The organism is Pseudonocardia broussonetiae, from assembly GCF_013155125.1.
GTDB lineage: Bacteria > Actinomycetota > Actinomycetes > Mycobacteriales > Pseudonocardiaceae > Pseudonocardia > Pseudonocardia broussonetiae.
The window spans coordinates 2,747,723-2,766,998 of record NZ_CP053564.1; the positions used below are offsets into that span (position 1 = coordinate 2,747,723).

At 74.7% G+C, this 19,276-nt stretch carries 23 protein-coding genes; 15 read left to right on the forward strand and 8 right to left on the reverse strand.

The features are described 5' to 3' along the window. Window positions 1–7: 7 nt before the first annotated feature. Window positions 8–1,264, reverse strand: a complete 1,257-nt coding sequence (aroA, locus tag HOP40_RS13780; protein ID WP_205347188.1) for a 3-phosphoshikimate 1-carboxyvinyltransferase — start codon at window positions 1,262–1,264, stop codon at window positions 8–10. A gap of 65 nt (window positions 1,265–1,329) precedes the next feature. Between aroA and HOP40_RS13785 the strand changes: the two genes are divergently transcribed. Beyond that, complete coding sequence (locus HOP40_RS13785; protein WP_172158433.1) at window positions 1,330–2,118, forward strand: SOS response-associated peptidase; 789 nt, start codon at window positions 1,330–1,332, stop codon at window positions 2,116–2,118. A gap of 13 nt (window positions 2,119–2,131) precedes the next feature. Beyond that, window positions 2,132–2,716: an alpha/beta hydrolase family protein gene (locus HOP40_RS13790; RefSeq protein ID WP_172158434.1), complete on the forward strand. Its 585-nt coding sequence runs from the start codon at window positions 2,132–2,134 to the stop codon at window positions 2,714–2,716. Between the two features lie 102 nt (window positions 2,717–2,818). Here the strand turns inward: HOP40_RS13790 and ybaK are convergent, their stop codons facing one another. Beyond that, window positions 2,819–3,292, reverse strand: coding sequence for a Cys-tRNA(Pro) deacylase (gene ybaK / locus HOP40_RS13795; RefSeq protein WP_172158440.1), 474 nt, complete (start codon window positions 3,290–3,292; stop codon window positions 2,819–2,821). Between the two features lie 195 nt (window positions 3,293–3,487). On the opposite strand from ybaK, the gene HOP40_RS13800 reads away from it, so the two are divergent. Together HOP40_RS13800 and rsrA are read left to right on the forward strand one after the other, a co-directional pair. Further along, the gene (locus HOP40_RS13800) at window positions 3,488–4,177 is read left to right on the forward strand and encodes a sigma-70 family RNA polymerase sigma factor (RefSeq protein WP_205347189.1); all 690 of its coding nucleotides are present in this window, start codon (window positions 3,488–3,490) and stop codon (window positions 4,175–4,177) included. Further along, complete coding sequence (gene rsrA, locus HOP40_RS13805) at window positions 4,174–4,512, forward strand: mycothiol system anti-sigma-R factor (protein WP_172158443.1); 339 nt, start codon at window positions 4,174–4,176, stop codon at window positions 4,510–4,512. Before HOP40_RS13800 ends, rsrA begins: the two co-directional genes overlap by 4 nt. Window positions 4,513–4,607: 95 nt before the next feature. Here rsrA and HOP40_RS36790 read toward each other — a convergent pair whose 3' ends face one another. After that, window positions 4,608–4,682, reverse strand: a complete 75-nt coding sequence (locus HOP40_RS36790; RefSeq protein ID WP_370467464.1) for a 50S ribosomal protein bL37 — start codon at window positions 4,680–4,682, stop codon at window positions 4,608–4,610. Between the two features lie 63 nt (window positions 4,683–4,745). Here HOP40_RS36790 and HOP40_RS13810 point away from each other — a divergent pair, with 63 nt between their 5' ends. Continuing rightward, window positions 4,746–6,215, forward strand: coding sequence for a sensor histidine kinase (locus HOP40_RS13810; RefSeq protein ID WP_172158446.1), 1,470 nt, complete (start codon window positions 4,746–4,748; stop codon window positions 6,213–6,215). 211 nt (window positions 6,216–6,426) lie between these two features. On the opposite strand, the gene HOP40_RS13815 is transcribed toward HOP40_RS13810, so the two are convergent. Further along, the gene (locus HOP40_RS13815; RefSeq protein ID WP_075950692.1) at window positions 6,427–6,678 is read right to left on the reverse strand and encodes a WhiB family transcriptional regulator; all 252 of its coding nucleotides are present in this window, start codon (window positions 6,676–6,678) and stop codon (window positions 6,427–6,429) included. A 530-nt stretch (window positions 6,679–7,208) separates the two neighbouring features. On the opposite strand from HOP40_RS13815, the gene HOP40_RS13820 reads away from it, so the two are divergent. Then, window positions 7,209–7,613: a hypothetical protein gene (locus tag HOP40_RS13820; RefSeq protein ID WP_240157660.1), complete on the forward strand. Its 405-nt coding sequence runs from the start codon at window positions 7,209–7,211 to the stop codon at window positions 7,611–7,613. Here HOP40_RS13820 and HOP40_RS13825 read toward each other — a convergent pair. Together HOP40_RS13825 and HOP40_RS13830 are read right to left on the reverse strand one after the other, a co-directional pair. Beyond that, a complete protein-coding gene (locus HOP40_RS13825) occupies window positions 7,552–8,100 on the reverse strand; it encodes a GNAT family N-acetyltransferase (RefSeq protein WP_420821803.1) in 549 nt (182 codons plus the stop codon). The genes HOP40_RS13820 and HOP40_RS13825 overlap by 62 nt on opposite strands. Window positions 8,101–8,114: 14 nt before the next feature. Further along, complete coding sequence (locus tag HOP40_RS13830) at window positions 8,115–8,699, reverse strand: acid phosphatase (RefSeq protein WP_172158450.1); 585 nt, start codon at window positions 8,697–8,699, stop codon at window positions 8,115–8,117. Between the two features lie 233 nt (window positions 8,700–8,932). Between HOP40_RS13830 and HOP40_RS13835 the strand changes: the two genes are divergently transcribed. From HOP40_RS13835 to vapC, 9 genes are all read left to right on the forward strand, one after another. Next, the gene (locus HOP40_RS13835; protein WP_172158453.1) at window positions 8,933–10,117 is read left to right on the forward strand and encodes an NAD(P)-dependent malic enzyme; all 1,185 of its coding nucleotides are present in this window, start codon (window positions 8,933–8,935) and stop codon (window positions 10,115–10,117) included. 202 nt (window positions 10,118–10,319) lie between these two features. Continuing rightward, window positions 10,320–13,151, forward strand: coding sequence for a putative bifunctional diguanylate cyclase/phosphodiesterase (locus HOP40_RS13840; RefSeq protein WP_240157661.1), 2,832 nt, complete (start codon window positions 10,320–10,322; stop codon window positions 13,149–13,151). Between the two features lie 116 nt (window positions 13,152–13,267). Continuing rightward, window positions 13,268–14,377: an ABC transporter ATP-binding protein gene (locus HOP40_RS13845; protein WP_172158465.1), complete on the forward strand. Its 1,110-nt coding sequence runs from the start codon at window positions 13,268–13,270 to the stop codon at window positions 14,375–14,377. Window positions 14,378–14,393: 16 nt separating this feature from the next. After that, complete coding sequence (locus tag HOP40_RS13850; protein WP_172158466.1) at window positions 14,394–15,047, forward strand: ABC transporter permease; 654 nt, start codon at window positions 14,394–14,396, stop codon at window positions 15,045–15,047. Beyond that, entirely contained in the window at window positions 15,020–15,817 is a 798-nt protein-coding gene (locus HOP40_RS13855) for an ABC transporter permease (RefSeq protein ID WP_240157662.1), read from the forward strand. The genes HOP40_RS13850 and HOP40_RS13855 overlap by 28 nt, the downstream gene beginning before the upstream one ends. Window positions 15,818–15,821: 4 nt before the next feature. Then, complete coding sequence (locus HOP40_RS13860; protein WP_240157663.1) at window positions 15,822–16,754, forward strand: ABC transporter substrate-binding protein; 933 nt, start codon at window positions 15,822–15,824, stop codon at window positions 16,752–16,754. Window positions 16,755–16,756: 2 nt separating this feature from the next. Continuing rightward, on the forward strand, window positions 16,757–17,548 hold the full coding sequence (locus tag HOP40_RS13865; RefSeq protein ID WP_205347190.1) for an MOSC domain-containing protein: 792 nt from the start codon (window positions 16,757–16,759) through the stop codon (window positions 17,546–17,548). 30 nt (window positions 17,549–17,578) lie between these two features. Beyond that, window positions 17,579–17,806 (forward strand): type II toxin-antitoxin system VapB family antitoxin, encoded by a 228-nt coding sequence (locus HOP40_RS13870; RefSeq protein WP_205347191.1) that lies wholly within the window; start codon window positions 17,579–17,581, stop codon window positions 17,804–17,806. Beyond that, window positions 17,803–18,210, forward strand: coding sequence for a type II toxin-antitoxin system VapC family toxin (gene vapC, locus HOP40_RS13875; protein ID WP_172158468.1), 408 nt, complete (start codon window positions 17,803–17,805; stop codon window positions 18,208–18,210). Before HOP40_RS13870 ends, vapC begins: the two co-directional genes overlap by 4 nt. On the opposite strand, the gene HOP40_RS13880 is transcribed toward vapC, so the two are convergent. After that, window positions 18,188–18,874 carry a hypothetical protein gene (locus HOP40_RS13880; RefSeq protein ID WP_172158469.1) on the reverse strand — a complete coding sequence of 229 codons (687 nt, stop codon included), beginning with the start codon at window positions 18,872–18,874 and terminating at the stop codon, window positions 18,188–18,190. The two genes, vapC and HOP40_RS13880, sit on opposite strands and share 23 nt — an antisense overlap. Next, on the reverse strand, window positions 18,871–19,209 hold the full coding sequence (locus tag HOP40_RS13885) for a PadR family transcriptional regulator (RefSeq protein ID WP_172158471.1): 339 nt from the start codon (window positions 19,207–19,209) through the stop codon (window positions 18,871–18,873). Before HOP40_RS13885 ends, HOP40_RS13880 begins: the two co-directional genes overlap by 4 nt. Window positions 19,210–19,276 lie beyond the last annotated feature (67 nt).

Here is a 19,276-nt window from a genome sequence, read left to right on the forward strand (position 1 = left end):
GCGCCGATCACCCGAGCAGCGCCGTCCAGCGTCCGGGGAAGTCGGGGATCGTCTTGTCCGTGCACCCGATGTCGTCGATCTCGACGCCGGGCACGACGAGCCCGACCAGCGCGCCCGCCGTGGCCATCCGGTGGTCGGCGTAGGCGCCCCACGGCGCGCCGTGCAGGGGCGCCGGGCGGATCTCCAGCCCGTCCTCGGTCTCGGTGACGTCGCCGCCGACCGCGGTGATCTCGTGCGCGAGCGCGGCGAGCCGGTCGGTCTCGTGGCCGCGGATGTGCGCGACGCCCCGGATCCGCGACGGACCCGCGGCCAGTGCGGCCATCGCGGCGACGGTGGGGGTGAGCTCGCTGGCGTCGTGCAGGTCGACGTCGACGCCGTGGAGCCGGTCGGGACCGTGCACCGTCATCCCGTCCGGACCGGGCTCCACGGTGCAGCCGGCCTGCGCGAGCACCGACAGGATCTCGGCGCCGGGCTGCGTGGACCCCGCGGGCCAGCCGGTGACGGTGACCGAGCCGCCGGTCAGCGCGGCCGCGGCGAGGAAGACCGAGGCGTTGGAGAGGTCGGGCTCCACCGCCCAGTCGCGCGCGGCGATCGGACCGGGGGCGACGTGCCAGGTGTTCGGCGACGAGTCGTCGACCCCGACCCCCGCCGTGCGCAGCATCTCCACCGTCATCTCGATGTGCGGCAGCGAGGGCACCGGCTTGCCGTCGTGGTGGACGGTGACGCCCTTCTCGTAGCGCGCCGCCGACAGCAGCAGCCCGGACACGAACTGGCTCGACGCCGACGCGTCGACGACGACGTCGCCGCCGGTCAGCCCGCCGGTGCCGACGACGGTGAACGGCAGCGCGTCGCCGTCGACCCGGGCGCCCAGGGCCCGCAGCGCGCCGAGCACGGTGCCCATCGGGCGCTCGCGGGCGCGCGGGTCGCCGTCGAAGCGGACCGGGCCATCGGCGAGGACCGCGGCGGGCGGCACGAACCGCATGACGGTGCCGGCCAGCCCGCAGTCGACCTCGCCGCCGTGCAGGCCCGCGGACGGCGCGAACGCGACGTGCTCGCCGTCGACGGTGACCCCGACGCCCAGCGCCCGCAGCGCGCCGACCATCAGCGCCGTGTCCCGGGTGGCCGGGGCCCCGGAGACCGAGGCGGCGCCACCGGAGAGCGCGGCGAGCAGCAGGGCCCGGTTCGTCACGGACTTGGAGCCGGGCACGGAGACCCGGCCGCGGACGGGGCCGGTCGCGACGGGGGCGGTCCAGGGGCTGCTCACGGTGCCCATGATCCCCCATTCGTTCCGGTCGGCGGGCTGTCGGGGTGGGGTGCCACGATGGACCCATGTGCGGTCGCTACGCCTCGATCAAGGCCCCCACCGACCTCGCCGACGAGTTCCGCGCCGTCGACGCCACGGACGGTGCGGCCCAGCCCGACTACAACGTCGCGCCCACCAAGCAGATCGTCGCGGTCGTGCAGCGCCACCCGCGCGACGCCGACGGCACGCCCGACCCCGACACCACCGAGCGCACGCTGCGCCTGGTGCGCTGGGGGCTCGTGCCGTCGTGGGCCAAGGACCCGAAGGGCGGCGCCCGCATGATCAACGCCCGGTCGGAGACGGCCGCGGAGAAGCCCGCGTTCAAGCGGGCGATGCAGGCGCGGCGCTGCCTGGTGCCCGCCGACGGCTGGTACGAGTGGCAGCGCGGTCCCGACCACAAACAGCCCTACTACACCCACCACGCCGACGGCTCGTCGCTCGCGATGGCCGGCATCTGGGAGTACTGGAAGCCCAAGGACGACCCCGAGGGCGCCTACCCCGACGGGCTCGTCACGGCCTCGGTGCTCACCACGTCCGCGGTGGGCGTGCTGGCCCAGGTCCACGACCGGATGCCGCTGCTGCTGCCGGCCTCGGCCTGGGACGCCTGGCTCGACCCCGACGTGGGCGCCGACGACCCGTCGGTGGCCGCGCTGCTCGCCCCGCCGTCCGAGGAGCTGGTCGGCGCGCTGGAGCTGCGGCCGGTGTCGCCGAAGGTCAACAGCGTCCGCAACAACGGGCCCGAGCTGCTGGAGCCGTTCGAGGACGTCCCGGAGCCCCTGCAGCTCGACCTGCTGGCGGGTCCGAACCCGGCATGACGCCCGTCCCCGCATGACGTCCGACGAGGTCGACACCCCGCACGGGCCCGCCCGCCTCACCCGCCACGACGCGGCCGACCCGCGCGCGGTGCTGCTGCTCGGGCACGGCGCGGGCGGCGGCGTCGGTGCCCCCGACCTGGTGTCGGCCACCGCGGCGGCCACGGCGGCCGGGGTGTCGGTCGTGCTCGTGGAGCAGCCCTACCGGGTGGCCGGGCGCCGCGCCCCCGCCCCGGCGGGGCAGCTCGACACGGCGTGGCTGGCGGTGGTCGAGCACGTGCGCGCCGACCTGCCGCTGCTGTTCGGCGGCCGCAGCTCCGGCGCCCGCGTGGCCTGCCGCACGGCCGGCGCCGGGGGAGCGGTGGGCGTGCTGTGCCTGGCGTTCCCCGTCGCGCCGCCGCGGACCCCGGAGAAGCACCGGCTCGCCGAGCTCGCCGCGCCGACCGTCCCGGTGCTGGTGGTGCAGGGCGCGAACGACCCGTTCGGCGTGCCCGACCCCGCACCGGGCCGCGAGGTGGTGGTCCTGCCCGGGGACCACTGCCTGAAGGCCGGGCACCCGCGGCTGCGCGCGGCCGTCACCGACTGGCTGGCGCGGTTCTGAGCGGTTGCGCGAACGGCACTCCCGCACGACCCCACCGGACGAACGTGCCGTTCGCCCAACCCGGCCTGGCCCCGGCCCGGCCTGGCCCCGGCCCGGCCCGGCCTACGTCGCGATGGGTGCGAACACTGCGCCGGCCAGGCGGGCCAGGTCGGCCGGGGCCAGCTCGACCTCCAGGCCGCGGCGCCCCGCGCTGCAGAACATCGTGTCCAGCCCCTGCGCCGAGGAGTCGACGACGGTCGGCAGCCGCTTGCGCTGCCCGAGCGGCGAGATCCCGCCGGCGACGTACCCGGTGGCGCGCTCGGCGTCGGCGACGTCGGCCATCCGCGCCCGCTTCCCGCCGACGGCCGCGGCCAGCCCCTTGAGGTCGAGGGAGTCCGCGACCGGCACCACGGCGACGGTGAGCCGCCCGTCGACCTCGGCGACGAGCGTCTTGAACACCCGCGCCGGGTCCAGCCCGAGCAGCTGCGCGGCCTCGGGCCCGTACGCCTGCCCGGAGCCGTGCTCGTAGGAGTGCAGCACGTGCGCCACCCGCTCGCGCGCGAGCAGTGCCGTCGCGGGGGTTCCCCTGCCTGCCATGGCGCCGACGCTAGCGGCGCGGGAATCACCCGGCGGGGGCCGGGTGTTGTACGAGCCGTGACGCACGCACTGATGGACTCCCCCCCGGTATCACCGGGCCGCTCCGCGACGAGGCGCGTAGGCTCGTCCCGTCGTACGGCCACCACACCGGTGGCCGGCCCCGGGACCCGCGTGGTCCGGCGCGAGAGGAGCACGGTGCCCGGCAGCACGTCCGACCGCACCGCCCCGGTCACCGACGCGGCTCCCGAGCCCGTGGTGGTCGACCAGGAGGCGGAGACCCCCGAGGAGCGCATGGCGCGCTTCGAGCGCGACGCGATGCCGCTCATCGACCAGCTCTACGGGGCGGGCCTGCGGATGACGCGCAACCCGGCCGACGCCGAGGACCTCGTCCAGGAGACCTACCTGAAGGCGTACTCCGCCTTCGGCACGTTCCGCGCCGGCACCAACCTCAAGGCGTGGCTGTACCGGATCCTGACGAACACCTACATCAACGGCTACCGCAAGAAGCAGCGCCAGCCGCTGCAGTCGCCGACCGACGAGATCACCGACTGGCAGATCGCGCAGGCGGGCGAGCACACGTCGAAGGGACTGCCCTCGGCCGAGGCCGAGGCGCTCGACGGGCTGCCCGACGACGACGTGAAGGCCGCGCTCCAGGCGCTGCCGGAGGACTTCCGGATGGCGGTGTACTACGCCGACGTCGAGGGGTTCGCCTATAAGGAGATCGCCGAGATCATGGGCACGCCGATCGGCACCGTGATGTCGCGGCTGCACCGGGGCCGGCGCCAGCTGCGCGAGATGCTCACCGAGACCGCCCGCGAGCGGGGCTTCCTCCGGGGTGAACAGGGCCTCCGCGACGGCGCACGTGGTCAGGAGGTCACGTCGTGAGCTGCGGCAACCACCACGAGACCGACTGCTCCGAGGTCCTCGCCGAGGTCTGGCTGTTCCTCGACCAGGAGTGCGACGGCGAGCGCCGCGCACTGCTGTCCAAGCACCTCGACGAGTGCGGGCCCTGCCTCGCGGAGTACGGGCTCGACGAGAAGCTCAAGCGGCTGCTGGCCACCAAGTGCGGCGGCGAGCAGGCGCCCGCGGGCCTCAAGGACAAGCTGCGCCAGCAGATCCGCACCGCGGTGCTGGAGCAGGCCGAGGTCACCGTCGAGTCGGGCCCCGAGGGCACGACCACCACGGTCCGCACCACGCGCGTCGAGCGCCGCTCGTACTGAGCTCCACCACCACCGCAGCTCCACCACCGCACGCACGACGATGCCGGGGCCCCCACGGGGACCCCGGCATCGTCGGTCCTGCGGCTGATCGCGTCTCAGGTGTTGGGGCGCTTGCCGTGGTTCGCGCCGCCCTTCTTGCGGTCGCGGCGCTTGCGTGCGCGCTTCGACATGGTTCCCTCCCTCACACGGTCGTGGTCACTGGACCCATCGTCCCACGTGGTTGACTTCCTCCGGTGTCCACCCTGAGCGAGCTGCTGGCCGAGCACACCCAGCTGGCCGGCGACGTCGTCGAGCACCTGCAGCGGGTCGTCGCGGAGTGGCAGCTGCTCGCCGACATGTCGTTCGCCGACTTCCTGCTGTGGGTGCCGGTCGAGACCGACTTCCTGTGCGTCGCCCAGGCCCGGCCCACCACCGCCCCCACCGCGCACGGCGAGGACATGGTGGCGCGCCGGGTCCCGGTCGCGGAGACCCCGCAGCTGCGCCGGGCGGTCGTCGAGGGCCGGATCTGCCGTGACGAGGACCCGCGCTGGCACCTGGAGGTGCCGGTCCGCACCGAGACGATCCCGGTGCGGCACGGTGGCGCGGTCGTCGCCGTGCTCTCCCGCGACACCAACCTCGCGATGCCGCGCGTGCCCAGCCCGCTGGAGATCGCCTACCTGGGCAGCGCGTCGGACCTGTGCCAGATGGTCGCCGACGGCACGTTCCCGCCGAAGGCCACCGTCGCCGGTGCCGACACGAGCCCGCGGGCGGGCGACGGGCTGGTCCGGCTCGACGCCCACGGCCTCGTCGCCTACGCCAGCCCCAACGCGCTCTCGGCCTACCACCGGATGGGCCACGCCAGCGACCTCGTCGGGCTGCCGCTCGACCGCGCCACCCGCGCGCTCGTCCTCGATCCGTTCGACGCCGCCGAGGTCGCCGGGCGCATCGAGTCCGCGCTGGCCGGGCGGCACTCGCTGCGCATGGAGATCCGGGCCCGCGGCGCCGTCATGCTGCTGCGCGCGCTGCCGCTGCGCCCGCGCGGCGACGCGGCGGGCGCGCTGGTGCTCGTCCGCGACATCACCGACCTGCGCCGGCGCGACATGGCGCTGCTGTCCAAGGACGCCACCATCCGGGAGATCCACCACCGGGTGAAGAACAACCTGCAGACCGTCGCCGCGCTGCTGCGCCTGCAGGCCCGCCGCACGGCGATCCCGGAGGCCCGCCGGGCGCTGGCGGAGAGCGTGCGGCGCGTCGACTCGATCGCGCTGGTCCACGAGACGCTCTCGGCGTCGGTGGCCGAGCGCGTCGACCTCGACGAGCTCGTCGACAAGGTGCTGCCGGCCATCGGCGACGGCGCCACCGCCGAGTCGCGCGCCAAGGTGCGCCGCGACGGCAGCTTCGGCGAGCTGCCCGCCGAGCTCGCGACGCCGCTCGTGCTGGTGCTCACCGAGCTCGTGCACAACGCGCTCGCCCACGCGTTCGAGCCCGGGCGGGCCGGCGAGGTCGTGGTCACGGCGCGGCGCACGGCGTCCACGTTGGACGTGGGCGTCCTCGACGACGGGCTGGGCCTGCCCCCGGGGTTCGACGTCGAGACCGCCGACGGGCTGGGGCTGCAGATCGTCCGCACGCTGCTCGACTCGGAGCTCGACTCGGCGCTGCAGGTGCGGGCCAGGGCCGGGGGCGGAACGGAGGCCCTCATCAGGCTCTCGTTACGGGGGCGTTAGCCTAGGACTGTGGTTGACGGCACGCAGGTCGCACTGGCGGGCCGCCGACTCCCCACCCGGAGCAGCCCCCGCGTGCGCCCGGTGGAACGACCGAGGGCCCGTTGCCGGGTGCAGTCCGGCTTCGGGCCCTCGGTGGGGGAGACTTCCACTTCCGTCCGTACCGGTCGTGCGGGTACGGATACTGCTGCTGCTCTGATCAGCTTCGCCGTGCTCAGGCCGTGCGAGCGCGGGTGCGCGCGTTGCGGCGCTTCAGCGCCCGACGCTCGTCCTCGCTCATGCCGCCCCAGACGCCCGCGTCCTGGCCGCTCTCGAGCGCCCACGTCAGGCACTCGGTGACCACGGGGCAGCGTCGGCATACGGTCTTGGCCTCGGCGATCTGGAGCAGCGCAGGCCCGCTCGTCCCCACGGGGAAGAACAGCTCGGGGTCCTCGTCGCGGCAGATTGCGCGGTGGCGCCAGTCCATGATTGCTTTGCTCCTCGTACTTGCGCGATCGGGGTCGCGCCGATCGTCCGTCACGGTGTTTCCGCGCTTGTGAATTGTTTCACGAGCGCGTACGTCTTTCAAGGGGTCAAGGTCCACCCCGGTGAGTGCTTCCACCCACTCTTCGCAACGAGTTCCGACACGTTCGGTTACTGCTCCGCATCGTCCGTCACGAAGGGCGTGAACCTCTGCCCGCCCATCGGGTCGCGGTTACCCGGTTCCCGACGGACCATGCGTGGTCGCCGACACCGTGGTGGCTGCGGGTCCCTCGCCTGTCCGGTGCCTACAGTGCGCTCTCGTTTGCCCAGGTGCGAGCCCTTATCGGCTCGACGGTCAGCGGTGATCGGTGAATGGACCGTCACGGTCCCCGAATCGGGTGACCCGAACCGCTCGACGCGACGAGAAGCGCCTTTCGCACGACGACTCGTCGCTCACCGGGTACGGGCGGGAACTGCACGTCACCACCCGGTCGGGGTCCTATCCTCGGTGCCGTGAGGTCAGAAGAGCCCCCCGTGTCCGCCGGTCCACCCCCCCAGGTGCGCATCGCGGGGGCGTCGGTGGCCCTGCAGGGGCTCGCCGCCGTCGTCTTCGCCGTGCTGCTGGCGCTCCGCGCGGGCTCGGCCGACCTGCCCGTCGACTTCGTCCTGGGGGAGTCGGCCTACTTCGCGGTGATCGGCCTGGCGCTGGTGGCCGTCGGGGCCGGGCTGGTGGCCGGCCGCCGCTGGGCCCGCACGCCCGCGATCGTCACGCAGCTGCTGCTGCTGCCCGTCGTCTACTCCCTGATCGGCCCGTCGCGCCAGCTCGTGCTCGGGATCGTCACCGGCGTGCTGGTGGTCGCCACGTTCCTGCTGCTGATCAGCGAGCGGTCGCGCGGGTGGTCGATGGGTCTGGACCTGCCCGACGCCCCAGGGCGGTGAGGGCGTCGCCGTCGAGGCGGAAGGTGGACCAGCCGTCCATCGGGTACGCCCCCAGCCCGCGGTAGAAGGCGATGGACGGGGCGTTCCAGTCCAGCACCGACCACTCCAGCCGGCCGTAGCCGCGCTCGGCGCACACCCCGGCCAGCGTGGCGAGCAGGGCGCGGCCCAGGCCGGCGCCGCGGTGCGCGGGCTGCACGTAGAGGTCCTCCAGGTACACGCCGTGCACGCCGCGCCAGGTGGAGAAGTTGAGGAACCACAGCGCGCAGCCCACGACCCGGCCGTCGACCTCGGCCACGTGCCCGAACAGCGCGGGCGACGGGCCGAACAGCGCGGCGGTGAGCTGCTCGGCGGTGAGCAGGCACGAGTCGGGCTCGCGCTCGTACGCGGCCAGCTCGTGCACCAGCCCCACGACGGCCGCGACGTCGCCGGGCGCCACCGGCCGGACCGCCGCGACACCGCCCTCCGTCACGGCACCGCCGTCCGTCACGCCACCGCCGTCCGTCACGCCACCGCCCGCAGGTTGACGTGCACCAGGCTCGGCACGCCGCGCTCGTCGCCCAGCACCGACCAGGCGGCGGCGTCCATCGTGAACCGCACGCCCTCGGTGGCGGGCAGCCCGATCCAGCGCGCGATGAGCACGCGCGAGAAGTGGCCGTGCCCGACGAGGACGACGTCGCCGTCGGCCTCCCGGGCCTGCGCCAGCACCGCGTCGGCGCGGGCCCCGACGTCCTCGGGGGTCTCGCCGTTCGGGCAGGGGTGGGTCCACACCGTCCAGCCGGGGACGGTCTCGCGGATCTGCGGCGTCGTGCGGCCCTCGCAGTCGCCGTAGTCCCACTCGCCGAGCCGCTCGTCGACGCGGTCGACGGTGAGCCCGGCCAGCTCGGCCGTGACCACCGCCCGGCTGCGCGGGCTGCTCAGCACCAGTGCGGGGGCGGCGCCGTCGCGCAGCCGCCTGCCGAGCTCGCCCGCGGCGACGGCGAGCTCGCGGCCGCGCTCGGTGAGCGGGATGTCGGTGCGACCGGTGTGCCTGCCCGAGAGCGACCACTCCGTCTCACCGTGTCGCAGCAGGTGCACCCGACCGGTCATGGGGCCAACGTAGTGCGCCGGGCGCAGCGGGGCGTGATGCGAACGACGCAGCCGGAGGGCGTCCCACGGGTTAGGATCCCGGCGTACCCGACAGCCGAACCCCGTCGTTCCGCGCCGCTCCATCCCGGCAGCGCGTGATCCGCGGGAGGCCGTCCGGCACCGCGACAGGGCAGCCACCCGCCCTCCGGTGCACGGCGATCCAGCGCCCCGCGACCGGAAGCAGTGCATCCCCCATGAGCTCGTCCACCGTGTCCACACCCCTGTCCGTCCCCGCCCCGACCCGCGAGGACGTCTTCGCCGCGCACCTGGGCGGCAAGCTCTCCACCGGGCTGACGACCCCGCTCGACGACGCCCGCGACCTGGCGATCGCCTACACCCCCGGGGTGGCCGACGTCAGCCGCGCGATCGCCGCCGACCCCTCGCTGGTCTCCCGCTACACGTGGACGAGCCGGCTCGTCGCGGTCGTCAGCGACGGCACGGCGGTGCTCGGGCTCGGCGACATCGGGCCGCGCGCGTCGCTGCCGGTGATGGAGGGCAAGTCGGCGCTGTTCAAGGCGTTCGGCGGGCTCGACTCCATCCCGCTCGTGCTCGACACCACCGACGTCGACGAGATCGTGGAGACCCTCGTCCGCCTGCGCCCGAGCTTCGGGGCGGTCAACCTCGAGGACGTCTCCGCGCCGCGCTGCTTCGAGCTGGAGCGGCGCCTGGTCGAGGCGCTGGACTGCCCCGTCATGCACGACGACCAGCACGGCACGGCGATCGTGCTGCTCGCCGCCCTGCGCGGTGCGTGCACCGTGCAGCGCCGCGAGCTGTGCGACCTGCGCGTCGTCATCTCCGGCGCCGGGGCCGCGGGCGTCGCCTGCGCGCGCATCCTGCTGGCCGCCGGCGCGACGGACGTGACCGTCCTCGACTCCCGCGGCATCCTGCTGCCCGGCCGCTCCGGCGTCACGGGGGAGAAGGCCGCGCTCGCCGAGGTGACCAACCCGCGTCGCCTGTCGGGCGCCACCGCCGAGGCGCTCGCGGGCGCCGACGTGTTCGTGGGCCTGTCCAGCGCGCGCCTGCCCGAGGAGCTGCTCTCGCTCATGGCGCCCGAGGCGTTCGTGTTCGCGCTGTCCAACCCGGACCCCGAGGTGCACCCGGACGTCGCGCGCCGCTACGCCTCGATCGTCGCCACCGGGCGCAGCGACTTCCCGAACCAGATCAACAACGTGCTGGCCTTCCCCGGCGTGTTCCGCGGGGCGCTCGACGCGGGCGCGCGGCGGATCACCGAGGCGATGAAGCTGGCCGCCGCGGACGCCATCGCGGCGGTCGCGCTCGACGACCTGGCGCCCGACCGGATCGTCCCGAGCCCGTTCGACCCGCGTGTCGCGCCCGCCGTGTCGCAGGCGGTCTCCGCGGCCGCGCAGGTGGGCGCCTGAGCCGACCTGACTCGGAGTGACCTCCAACTGGGCTCGGGGCCTGGGGGTTCGTGCTCCTGCGTCACTCGTCGTCACTCTCCGTGCAGGCTTTGATGATCACTCACTCGGGGCGGCGTAGGCCGATCGGGAGAAAGACCCGGATCGGGTGCGTCCCTGCGTCGTTGTGACGAGTGACCAACATTGCGTGACGGTGGGAGTGCCCGTGGACGAGCTCGGAGACCGGCCCGCCGGTGAGGCCGTCGCGCGGGCCGAGCTGCGCCGCGCGCGGCAGGCCGTCCTCGGCGGCGCGGTGCCGGCCGACCGGGCGCTGTTCGCCCGCGCCGTCGGCCGCGCCGTCGCCGAGACCCCCGAGCCGTCGCCCGTCACACCCGAGTCGGGCGTGCGGGTCGCGGCGCACCGCCTCCCCGACGCCGAGGGCCCCGGCCGCCGGGCCGCCGACACCATCCCCGCGCCGGGCGGGGAGAACGGCACGTCGATGGCGGACCTGCACGACCTGGACCCCGACGAGCGCACCGACCCCGAGGGCTCGCCGGCGCTCCCGGCGCTGCGCACCGCGGTCTTCGGCGCCGGCCGCGGCGCGTCGGACCTGGGCGGGCCGCTGCCCGGCGGGGGCGTCGTCGGCGGGCCGGAGATCGTCTCGCTGCCCTCGGCCCCCGCGCTCGTGTGCGACCGCGACGACCGGATCGTCCGCGTCAACGCCCCGCTGCTGCGCCTGGCCGGGCGCGTCGGCGGGCGGGCGGGCGCCGCGGACAACGCCGCCGAGGCCGAGGCGGGGCTGTTCGGCCTGCGCCTCCCGCAGCTCGTCGTCGGCCCCGACACCGACGCCCGGCTGGTCCGGCCCGACGGCGAGCTCGTGCGGGTGCGGGTCGTGCGCTGGGAGCTGCCCGGGCGCGAGCTGCGCGCCGTCGTGCTCGTCGAGCTGCCCGAGGGCGGCGGCACCGAGCAGCAGCGCGTCGACCGCCGCTGGGTCGCCGAGCTGGAGCGCCTCGCGGGCGTCGGCACCTGGAGCTACGAGCTGGCCACGGCCACGCTGCGCCGCAGCGAGACGCTGCTGGAGCTCTACCGGTCGGCCGGCGTCGAGCCGGAGGGCGTCGAGGGTCCGGTGGAGGGCGAGCAGGTCGCCCTGCTGTGCCGCGGCCTGCGCGGCGGCGGCACCGCCACCGACCACCACGTCGAGCTGCGCCTGCCCGGCGAGCGGCTGCTGAGCTGCCGCGCCGAGGTCGAGACCTCCGCCGACGGCGTGCCGGTCCGGCTGGTCGGCGTGGTGCGCGACCTGTCCGAGCAGCGGCAGGCGCAGGACCGCGTCCGGCACGCCGGGCGGCGCTTCGCCGACCTCATGGAGATGGTGCCCTCGGGCGTCGCCATGATCGACCCGAACGGCGTCGTGATCGACGCCAACGCCAACATGTGCGCCCTGCTCGACGTCCCGCCGCACGCGCTGCGCGGCGTCTCGGCCGCCGACCTCACCGCCGAGGGCCCGCTCGACCTGCTCGGCCCGGACCGCGCGGCGCTGCCCGGCTGGCTGCGGCCCGTGGCGCCCGGCGCCCGGCACGGCTACCGCGTCGACGCCGCCCCGCTGCTGCGCGCCGACGGCACGACGGTGTGGTGCGAGGTCAGCGCGTCGGTCTCCACGGCCGACGACGGCAGCTGGTTCTGGCTGGTGGCCTGCACCGACATCGGCGAGCGCCGCCGGGCCGCGGAGCTGCTGCGCAGCGCGGGCACCGTCGACGAGCTGACCCGCCTGCCCAACCGCGCCGCCTGCCTGTCGCTGGTCGACGCGCTGCTGGCCGGCCCGGCGCGCGACCGCGTCGCCGTCGTCTGCGGCGACCTGGACGACTTCTCGCGCGTCAACTCCTCCCTGGGCCACGAGGTCGGCGACGACCTGCTGGTCTCGCTGGCGGGGCGCCTGCAGCGCGAGCTGCCGGTGGGCTGCACGGCGGCGCGGCTCTCGGGCGACGAGTTCGTCGTCATCTGCGCCGACCACGCGGAGGTGGGCGGGCCCGACCAGCTCGCCCGCCTCGTCTCCGACCTGCTGCGCACCACGATCACGGTGCACGGCCAGCCGGTGCAGATGACGGCGTCGGTGGGGCTGGCGACGCCGGTCCCTCTCGGCGACGTCCGGGCGGCGGACCTGCTGCGGTTCGCCGAGGTCGCGATGCAGGACGCCAAGCGGCGGCAGTGCCGCGGAGGGATCGGCATGGCCACCGACGGAGTCGTCAGTTCCGCCACGCAGGCGCTCGCGCTCGAGGCAGAGCTGCGTGCCGCGATCACCGGCACCGGGCTGGTGCTGCAGTACCAGCCCGTGGTCGGCCCGGACGGCACGATCACCAGCGCCGAGGCGCTCGTGCGCTGGCACCACCCCGAGCGCGGGGTGATCCCGCCGAACGACTTCCTGCCGGTCGCGCAGCGCAGCGGGCTGCTGCGCGAGCTGGACCTGTGGGTCCTGCGCACCGCCTGCGCCGAGGCCGCGTCGTGGCCCGAGCACCGCGGGCGCCGCCCGTCGGTGGCGGTCAACCTCGCGGGGCTGCTGCCCGGCGACGTCGACTTCCTGACCGTCGTCGACGAGATCGTCACCGGCTCCGGGCTCGACTGGGACCACCTCGTGCTGGAGCTCGTCGAGACGAGCCTGGTGGCGCTGCCGCCGCACGCGCTCGCCGCGATGGCCGAGCTCGTCGACCGGGGCGTGCGGTTCGCCGTCGACGACTTCGGCACCGGCTACTCGTCGCTGGCCCGGCTCAAGGACCTGCCGGCGCAGACGGTGAAGGTCGACCGCGCGTTCGTCACGGGCGTCGCGGACGACCCGGCAGCCTTCGCGGTGGCGCGCGCGGTCGTCGACATGGCCCGGGCGATGGGCCGTTCGACGGTGGCCGAGGGCGTCGAGACCGCCGAGCAGTTCCACGTGCTGCGGGGCATCGGCGTGGACGCCTACCAGGGCTGGCTGTTCTCCCGGCCGCTCCCCGCGGAGCGCCTGCGCGAGGTCTTCGCGGGCGGTCGGCTGGCCACCCCGGCGGCCTCCGCGGCGCTCGCCGGCTGAGGTGCCCGCAGAATCTCAGGCTCATCACAACGGTCGCGGGGTCACGACCGGTCGGGTTAGCCTTCTGCTCTCACGGGGACCGGCAAGCGGTTCCCGCTGGACAGGGGGTCCCTCGGATGATCGAGTTCCGGGGCGTGACCAAGCGATTCCCCGACGGCACGGTGGCGGTCGACGCACTCGACCTCACCGTCGACGACGGCGGCATCACGGTGTTCGTGGGGCCGTCCGGATGCGGCAAGACCACGTCACTGCGGATGATCAATCGCATGGTCGAGCCGACAGGTGGCACGATCCTGATCGACGGCACCGACATCATGTCGGGGGACCCGGCGCAGCTGCGCCGGGGGATCGGCTACGTGATCCAGCAGGCCGGTCTGTTCCCGCACCGCACGATCCTCGACAACATCGCCACCGTGCCGATGCTGCTCGGCTGGAGCAAGGCGAAGGCCCGCACGCGCGCGGCTGAGCTGATGGAGATCGTCGGCCTCGCGCCGGAGATGGCCAAGCGCTACCCGACGCAGCTCTCGGGCGGCCAGCAGCAGCGCGTCGGGGTGGCCCGCGCGCTCGCGGCCGACCCGCCGATCCTCCTGATGGACGAGCCGTTCAGCGCGGTCGACCCGGTCGTCCGGGAGAACCTGCAGGACGAGCTGCTGCGCCTGCAGGCGGAGCTGGGCAAGACGATCGTCTTCGTCACCCACGACATCGACGAGGCCGTGAAGCTCGGCGACAAGGTCGCGGTGTTCCGCACCGGCGGCATCCTCGCCCAGTACGACGAGCCGGGGCACCTGCTCGCCCGTCCCGCCGACGACTTCGTCGACGGCTTCGTGGGCCGCGACCGCGGCTACCGCGGCCTCGGGTTCCTGCCCGCCGAGGGGCTGCCCGTCGGCGACCTGCCGACCGTGACGATGGGGGCGGGGGCCGACCAGGTCCGCGACGCCGCGCGCGACGGCTGGGCGCTCGTCGTCGACGACGCCCGCAAGCCGCTGGGCTGGGTGCAGGTCGACGGCCGCGCGACGCTGCCGTCCACGCCCGACGACCTCGTGGCGGGCGGCTCGCTCTACGACACCGCCGCCGACTCGCTGCGCGGCGCGCTCGACTCCGCCCTGTCCTCCCCGTCGGGGCTCGGGGTGGCCGTCGACGCCACGGGTGCGGTCGTCGGCTCGGTCCGCGCCGACGACGTGCTCACCGCGCTGGCCACCGCGCGCAAGCACGAGGACGCGGCGTGAGCGCCCGGATCGTTCCGTGATCGACTGGAGCTGGATCCCGGCCAACGCCGACCGGCTCGGCCCGGCGATCCTGCAGCACCTGGTGCTGGCGCTGGTCCCGGTGCTGATCGGGCTCGTCGTCGCGGTGCCGGTGGGGTGGCTGGCCAACCGGTCGCGCGCCGCGCGCGCGGTGCTCGTGCCGGCCGCAGGGCTGCTCTACACGATCCCGTCGCTGGTGCTGTTCATCGTGCTGCCCGGCATCCTCGGCACGCAGATCCTCGACCCGCTCAACGTCGTCGTCGCGCTGTCGGTCTACACCGTGGCGCTGCTCGTGCGCTCGGTCGCCGACGCGCTGGCCGCCGTGCCGGGCATGGTCGTCGCCGCGGCCACGGCGATGGGCTACAAGCCCGCGCGGCGGTTCGCGCAGGTGGAGCTGCCGCTGTCGCTGCCCGTCCTGATCTCGGGGCTGCGGGTCGCGACCGTCACCAACATCAGCCTCGTCGCGGTCGGCGCCCTGATCGGCATCGGCGGCCTGGGCTACTTCCTCACCGACGGCTTCCTGCGCGGCTCGTCCACCTCCATCCTCGTCGGGACGGTCCTCATCTTCGTCATCGCGCTGATCTTCGACTCGCTGCTCGTGCTGGTCGGCAAGCTCGCCACCCCGTGGGTCGGCGCCGGGGCGTCGCGCTGATGGGCGGCCTCGTGAGCGACGTCCTCGCCTGGTTCGCCGACCCGTCGAACCTCACCGGGTCCACCGGCGTGCCCGCGCGGATCCTCGAGCACATCCAGTACAGCGGCGTCGCGCTGGTCATCGCGGTGCTGATCGCCGTGCCGATCGGCGCGTACGTCGGGCACACCGGGCGCGGCGGCTTCGCCGTCGTCGGCGTGGCCAACGGGATGCGCTCGCTGCCCGAGATCGGCGTGGTGCTGCTGCTCGTCACGTTCGGTGGCGGCGTCAGCCTCACGCCGGTGACGATCGCGCTGGTCGTGCTGGCCATCCCGCCGCTGCTGGGCGGCACCTACGCCGGTGTCCGCAACGTCGACCGCGCCACCGTCGACGCCGCCCGCGGCATGGGCATGACCGAGCGCGAGATCCTCACCAAGGTCGAGCTCCCCAACGCGCTCCCGCTCATCATCGGCGGGCTGCGCACGGCGACGCTGCAGGTCATCGCCACCGCAGCGGTGGCGGCGCTGGTCGGCGTCGGCGGCCTCGGCCGCTACCTGATCGACGGCCTCGGCGTCCGCGACTACACGCAGATGGCGGCCGGCGCGCTCCTCATCGCCGCGCTCGCCCTCACCGCGGAGGCCGTGCTCGCCGGCGTGCAGCGCCTGGTGGTCTCGCCCGGCCTGCGCACCTCGGCCTCGGCCGGTCGCCGCGCCGCGGCCCCGCCGTCGGAGCCCGCTCCCCCCGCTCCCTCCCCGACCCGCTCCACCCCCGAACCCGAACTCGCTAGGAGCTGACCCCGTGAAGACGACTCGCCTGGGTGCCACGATCGCGGCCGGACTGGCCGGCATGCTGCTGCTCGCCGCCTGCGGCGGCGGCGGCGGAGGGAGCGGCGACCCCCTCGCCGGTGGCGGCGAGGCCGCCGCGCCCGCCGACGTGATCCGCGTGGGCTCCGAGCAGTTCCCCGAGAACCAGCTCCTCGGTGAGATCTACGCGCAGGCGCTGGAGGCCAACGGCGTCACCGTCGAGCGGCGCTTCGCCATCGGCTCGCGCGAGACCTACTACCCGGCCCTGCTCGACGGGTCGATCGACGTCGTCCCCGACTACAACGGCAACCTCCTGCGCTACGTCGTGCCCGAGGCCACCGAGTCCTCGCCCGAGGAGGTCTACGCCGCGCTGCAGTCGGCGCTGCCGCCCGAGCTGACGCTGCTGGAGCAGGCCGCCGCGGAGAACAAGGACGCGTTCACCGTCACGCGCGCCTTCGCCGAGGCCAACAACCTCACCTCGATCGAGGACGTCGTGCCGCTCTGCCCGACCATCCAGTTCGGCGGGCCGACGCAGTTCCAGGAGCGCTCGTACGGCATCGAGGGCATGCGCAACAACTACGGCTGCGAGTTCAAGGGCTTCACCCCGCTCGACACCGGTGGCCCGCTGACCGTCGCCGCGCTGGCCGACGGCACCATCCAGGGCGCCGACCTGTTCACGACCGACCCGGCCATCCCCGCCAACGACTTCGTGACGCTCGAGGACCCCAAGAACAACTTCCCGGCGCAGAACATCGTGCCGCTGATCAACGCCGCCAAGGTCACCCCGCAGGTGGAGGAGGCCCTCAACGGCGTCTCCGCGGCGCTGACCCAGGAGGAGCTGCTCAACCTCAACGTCATCATCGGCGAGCAGAGCCAGACCGACGCCCAGATCGCGAAGACGTGGCTGACCGAGAAGGGCCTCGTCTGACCGTGCGGATCCACGCGCTCCGGCGCTACCCGGTGAAGTCCATGCTCGGCGTCGAGGTCGAGCAGCTGCAGCTGGGCCCCGGCGGGGCCGACGGCGACCGCGCGCTCGCGCTGGTCGACGTCGGCACCGGCCGGGTGGCCACGGCCAAGCACCCGCGCCTGTGGCGCTCGCTGCTGCAGTGCTCGGCCGCGCCGGAGGGCGCCGGGGTGCGGATCACGCTCCCGGACGGGAAGGTCGTCGGCCCCGCGGCCGACGAGGAGCTGTCGGCGTTCCTCGGCCGGCCGGTGCGCCTGGTGGCGCAGCGGCCGGACGGGGCGAGCGTCGAGCGCCCCGACCCCCTCGAGGTGCTGGAGCACGGCGTCGAGGCCGAGGTCGAGGCGCCCACCCTGGAGATCGCGCAGGGCACGCCCGGCGGGTCGTTCGTCGACCACTCGCCGCTGCACCTCGTCACCACCGCCACGCTCGACCACCTCGGCGTCGAGGCCGTGCGCTACCGGCCCAACCTGGTGATCGCGACGCCGCCGGGCACGGCCCCGTTCGTCGAGAACACCTGGCTGGGCCGCGACCTGGTGGTCGGTGACGTGCGCCTGCACCTGACGCTGCCCACCCCGCGGTGCTCGGTGCCCACGCTGGAGCACGGCACCCTGCCCCGCGCCCCGCACGCCGTGCGGGGGCCGATGGAGCAGAACCGCGTCGAGGTCACCGGGTTCGGCGTGCTGCCGTGCGCGGGGGCCTACGCGGAGGTGGCCGTCGGCGGCTCCGTGCGCAGCGGGGACGTCGTGGAGCTGGCCTGAGGGCGCACTGAATCGGTGTATCGTTGGTGTATGGGCCGCACCAACATCGACATCGATGACGAGCTGATCGCCGAGGTCATGCGGAGGCACAGCCTGCGGACCAAGAAGGAGGCGGTCGACCTGGCGCTGCGACGGCTGGTCGGCCCGCGGCTGTCCCCGGAGTTCTTCGAGGGCCTCGAAGGCATCGGCTGGGACGGTGACCTCGACGAGATGCGCGGATCGCGGATCCACGACGGGGACGGCGTCGACGCGTCGTGAACCTGGTCGACTCCTCGGCCTGGATCGAGTTCCTGCGGCGGACGGGGTCGGCGGCGAACCTCGAGGTGCGCCGGTTGCTGCGCGAGGAGCCGGGGAGTGTCGCGATCACCGAGCCGGTGGTGGTGGAACTGCTGGCAGGTGCGAACTCCGACCGTTCCCTCGCCCAGATCGAGAAGCTGGTCGACGGCGTGGTGCTGCTCCCGGTCGACGCGGCTCTCGACTACCGGGACGCGGCCGTGGTGTACCGCGCCGTCCGGGCGCGCGGGGGCACCGTGCGCAAGCTGGTCGACTGCCTCATCGCCGTGGTGGCGGTGCGGACCGGGGCCGCACTCGTGCACCGCGACCGGGACTTCGACGTGCTCGCCGCCGCGCTGCCGGAGCTCACGGTCCGGTCGTTCGTCTGACCGACGGCCCGACCGGTCGGTGATCCGCCCGGACGCCCAGGCGCAGCGCCCGGGTCGTGGAGGCCAGCACGAGCACGAGGGCCACCCCGCTGAGGACGATCGCGAGCAGGGCCGCCGGGTGGGTGGCGAGCATGTCGACGGTCCGGTCGAGGTTCGCGAGGTTCATCGCCACCGCCGTGCCCCCGCACAGGACCGCGCCGAGTGCCCCGAGCCCGCCGGCGGCCAGGGCGAGGCGCCGTTCGTCGGCCCGACTGCGCAGCGTCAGGACCAGCAGCGTCGCGGCCAGCGCCGTGATCCCCCAGCTCACGAGGTCCTGCACCCGGGCCAGCAGTCGGACGGCGGCCGGCGCGGGCCCCGTCCAGGCGACACCGGAGGACCAGAGCAGGTCCCAGCCCAGGACCATCGCGGGGAACAGCGCCACGAGCAGGAGTGCGGTGCGCCGGCTCTGCGCCGCGGTCAGCTCGGCCTGGTAGGCCGGGGCGATCTCGGCCACGGACCCGAACTCGGCCACCGCGACGGCCGCGTCCCGGTGTGCGGCGGCGGCGTCGAGCAGCCCCGCCCGGGTCTCGGCCAGCATGCTCCGGCGCAGCCGGGCCGGACCGCGCAGCCGTCGAGCGAGTGCGGCGACGTGGAGGTCGACGGGATCGAGGCCGGGGCCGGTCACGTCGCCCGCCCCTCCGGTCCGCGCCCCAGCACGTCACCGACGACCCGGCTGAACTCGTCCCACTCCGCCCGCTGCAGCGCCAGCGCGTGGCGGCCGGCGCGGGTGAGGGTGTAGGTGCGGCGCTCGCGCCCGCCGACCGTGCTCCACGAGCCGGACAGCCGGCCCGCGCGCTCCAGGCGGCGCAGGGCGGGGTAGACGGTGCCGGTCGGCAGGTCGAGCGCGCCACCGCTGCTCGCCTGCAGCGCCTCGATCACGGCGTACCCGTGCCGGGGCCCCCGCTCCAGGACGGCGAGGATCAGGCCGTCGAGGTGGCCGCGGACGGCATCGGGCTTCACAGGTAGGGAACCTACTCCCCGGATCCGCGGGTCCCATCGGGGGAAACCCTGATCCATAGGTAGCGCC

Excerpts from the sequence above, each read along its gene's own strand:
- HOP40_RS13785 (WP_172158433.1), top strand. The coding sequence starts at position 1,330 with ATGTGCGGTCGCTACGCCTCGATCAAGGCCCCCACCGACCTCGCCGAC.
- HOP40_RS13790 (WP_172158434.1), top strand. The coding sequence starts at position 2,132 with ATGACGTCCGACGAGGTCGACACCCCGCACGGGCCCGCCCGCCTCACC.
- ybaK (WP_172158440.1), bottom strand. The coding sequence starts at position 3,292 with ATGGCAGGCAGGGGAACCCCCGCGACGGCACTGCTCGCGCGCGAGCGG.
- HOP40_RS13815 (WP_075950692.1), bottom strand. The coding sequence starts at position 6,678 with ATGGACTGGCGCCACCGCGCAATCTGCCGCGACGAGGACCCCGAGCTG.
- HOP40_RS13830 (WP_172158450.1), bottom strand. The coding sequence starts at position 8,699 with ATGACCGGTCGGGTGCACCTGCTGCGACACGGTGAGACGGAGTGGTCG.
- HOP40_RS13835 (WP_172158453.1), top strand. The coding sequence starts at position 8,933 with ATGAGCTCGTCCACCGTGTCCACACCCCTGTCCGTCCCCGCCCCGACC.
- HOP40_RS13845 (WP_172158465.1), top strand. The coding sequence starts at position 13,268 with ATGATCGAGTTCCGGGGCGTGACCAAGCGATTCCCCGACGGCACGGTG.
- HOP40_RS13870 (WP_205347191.1), top strand. The coding sequence starts at position 17,579 with ATGGGCCGCACCAACATCGACATCGATGACGAGCTGATCGCCGAGGTC.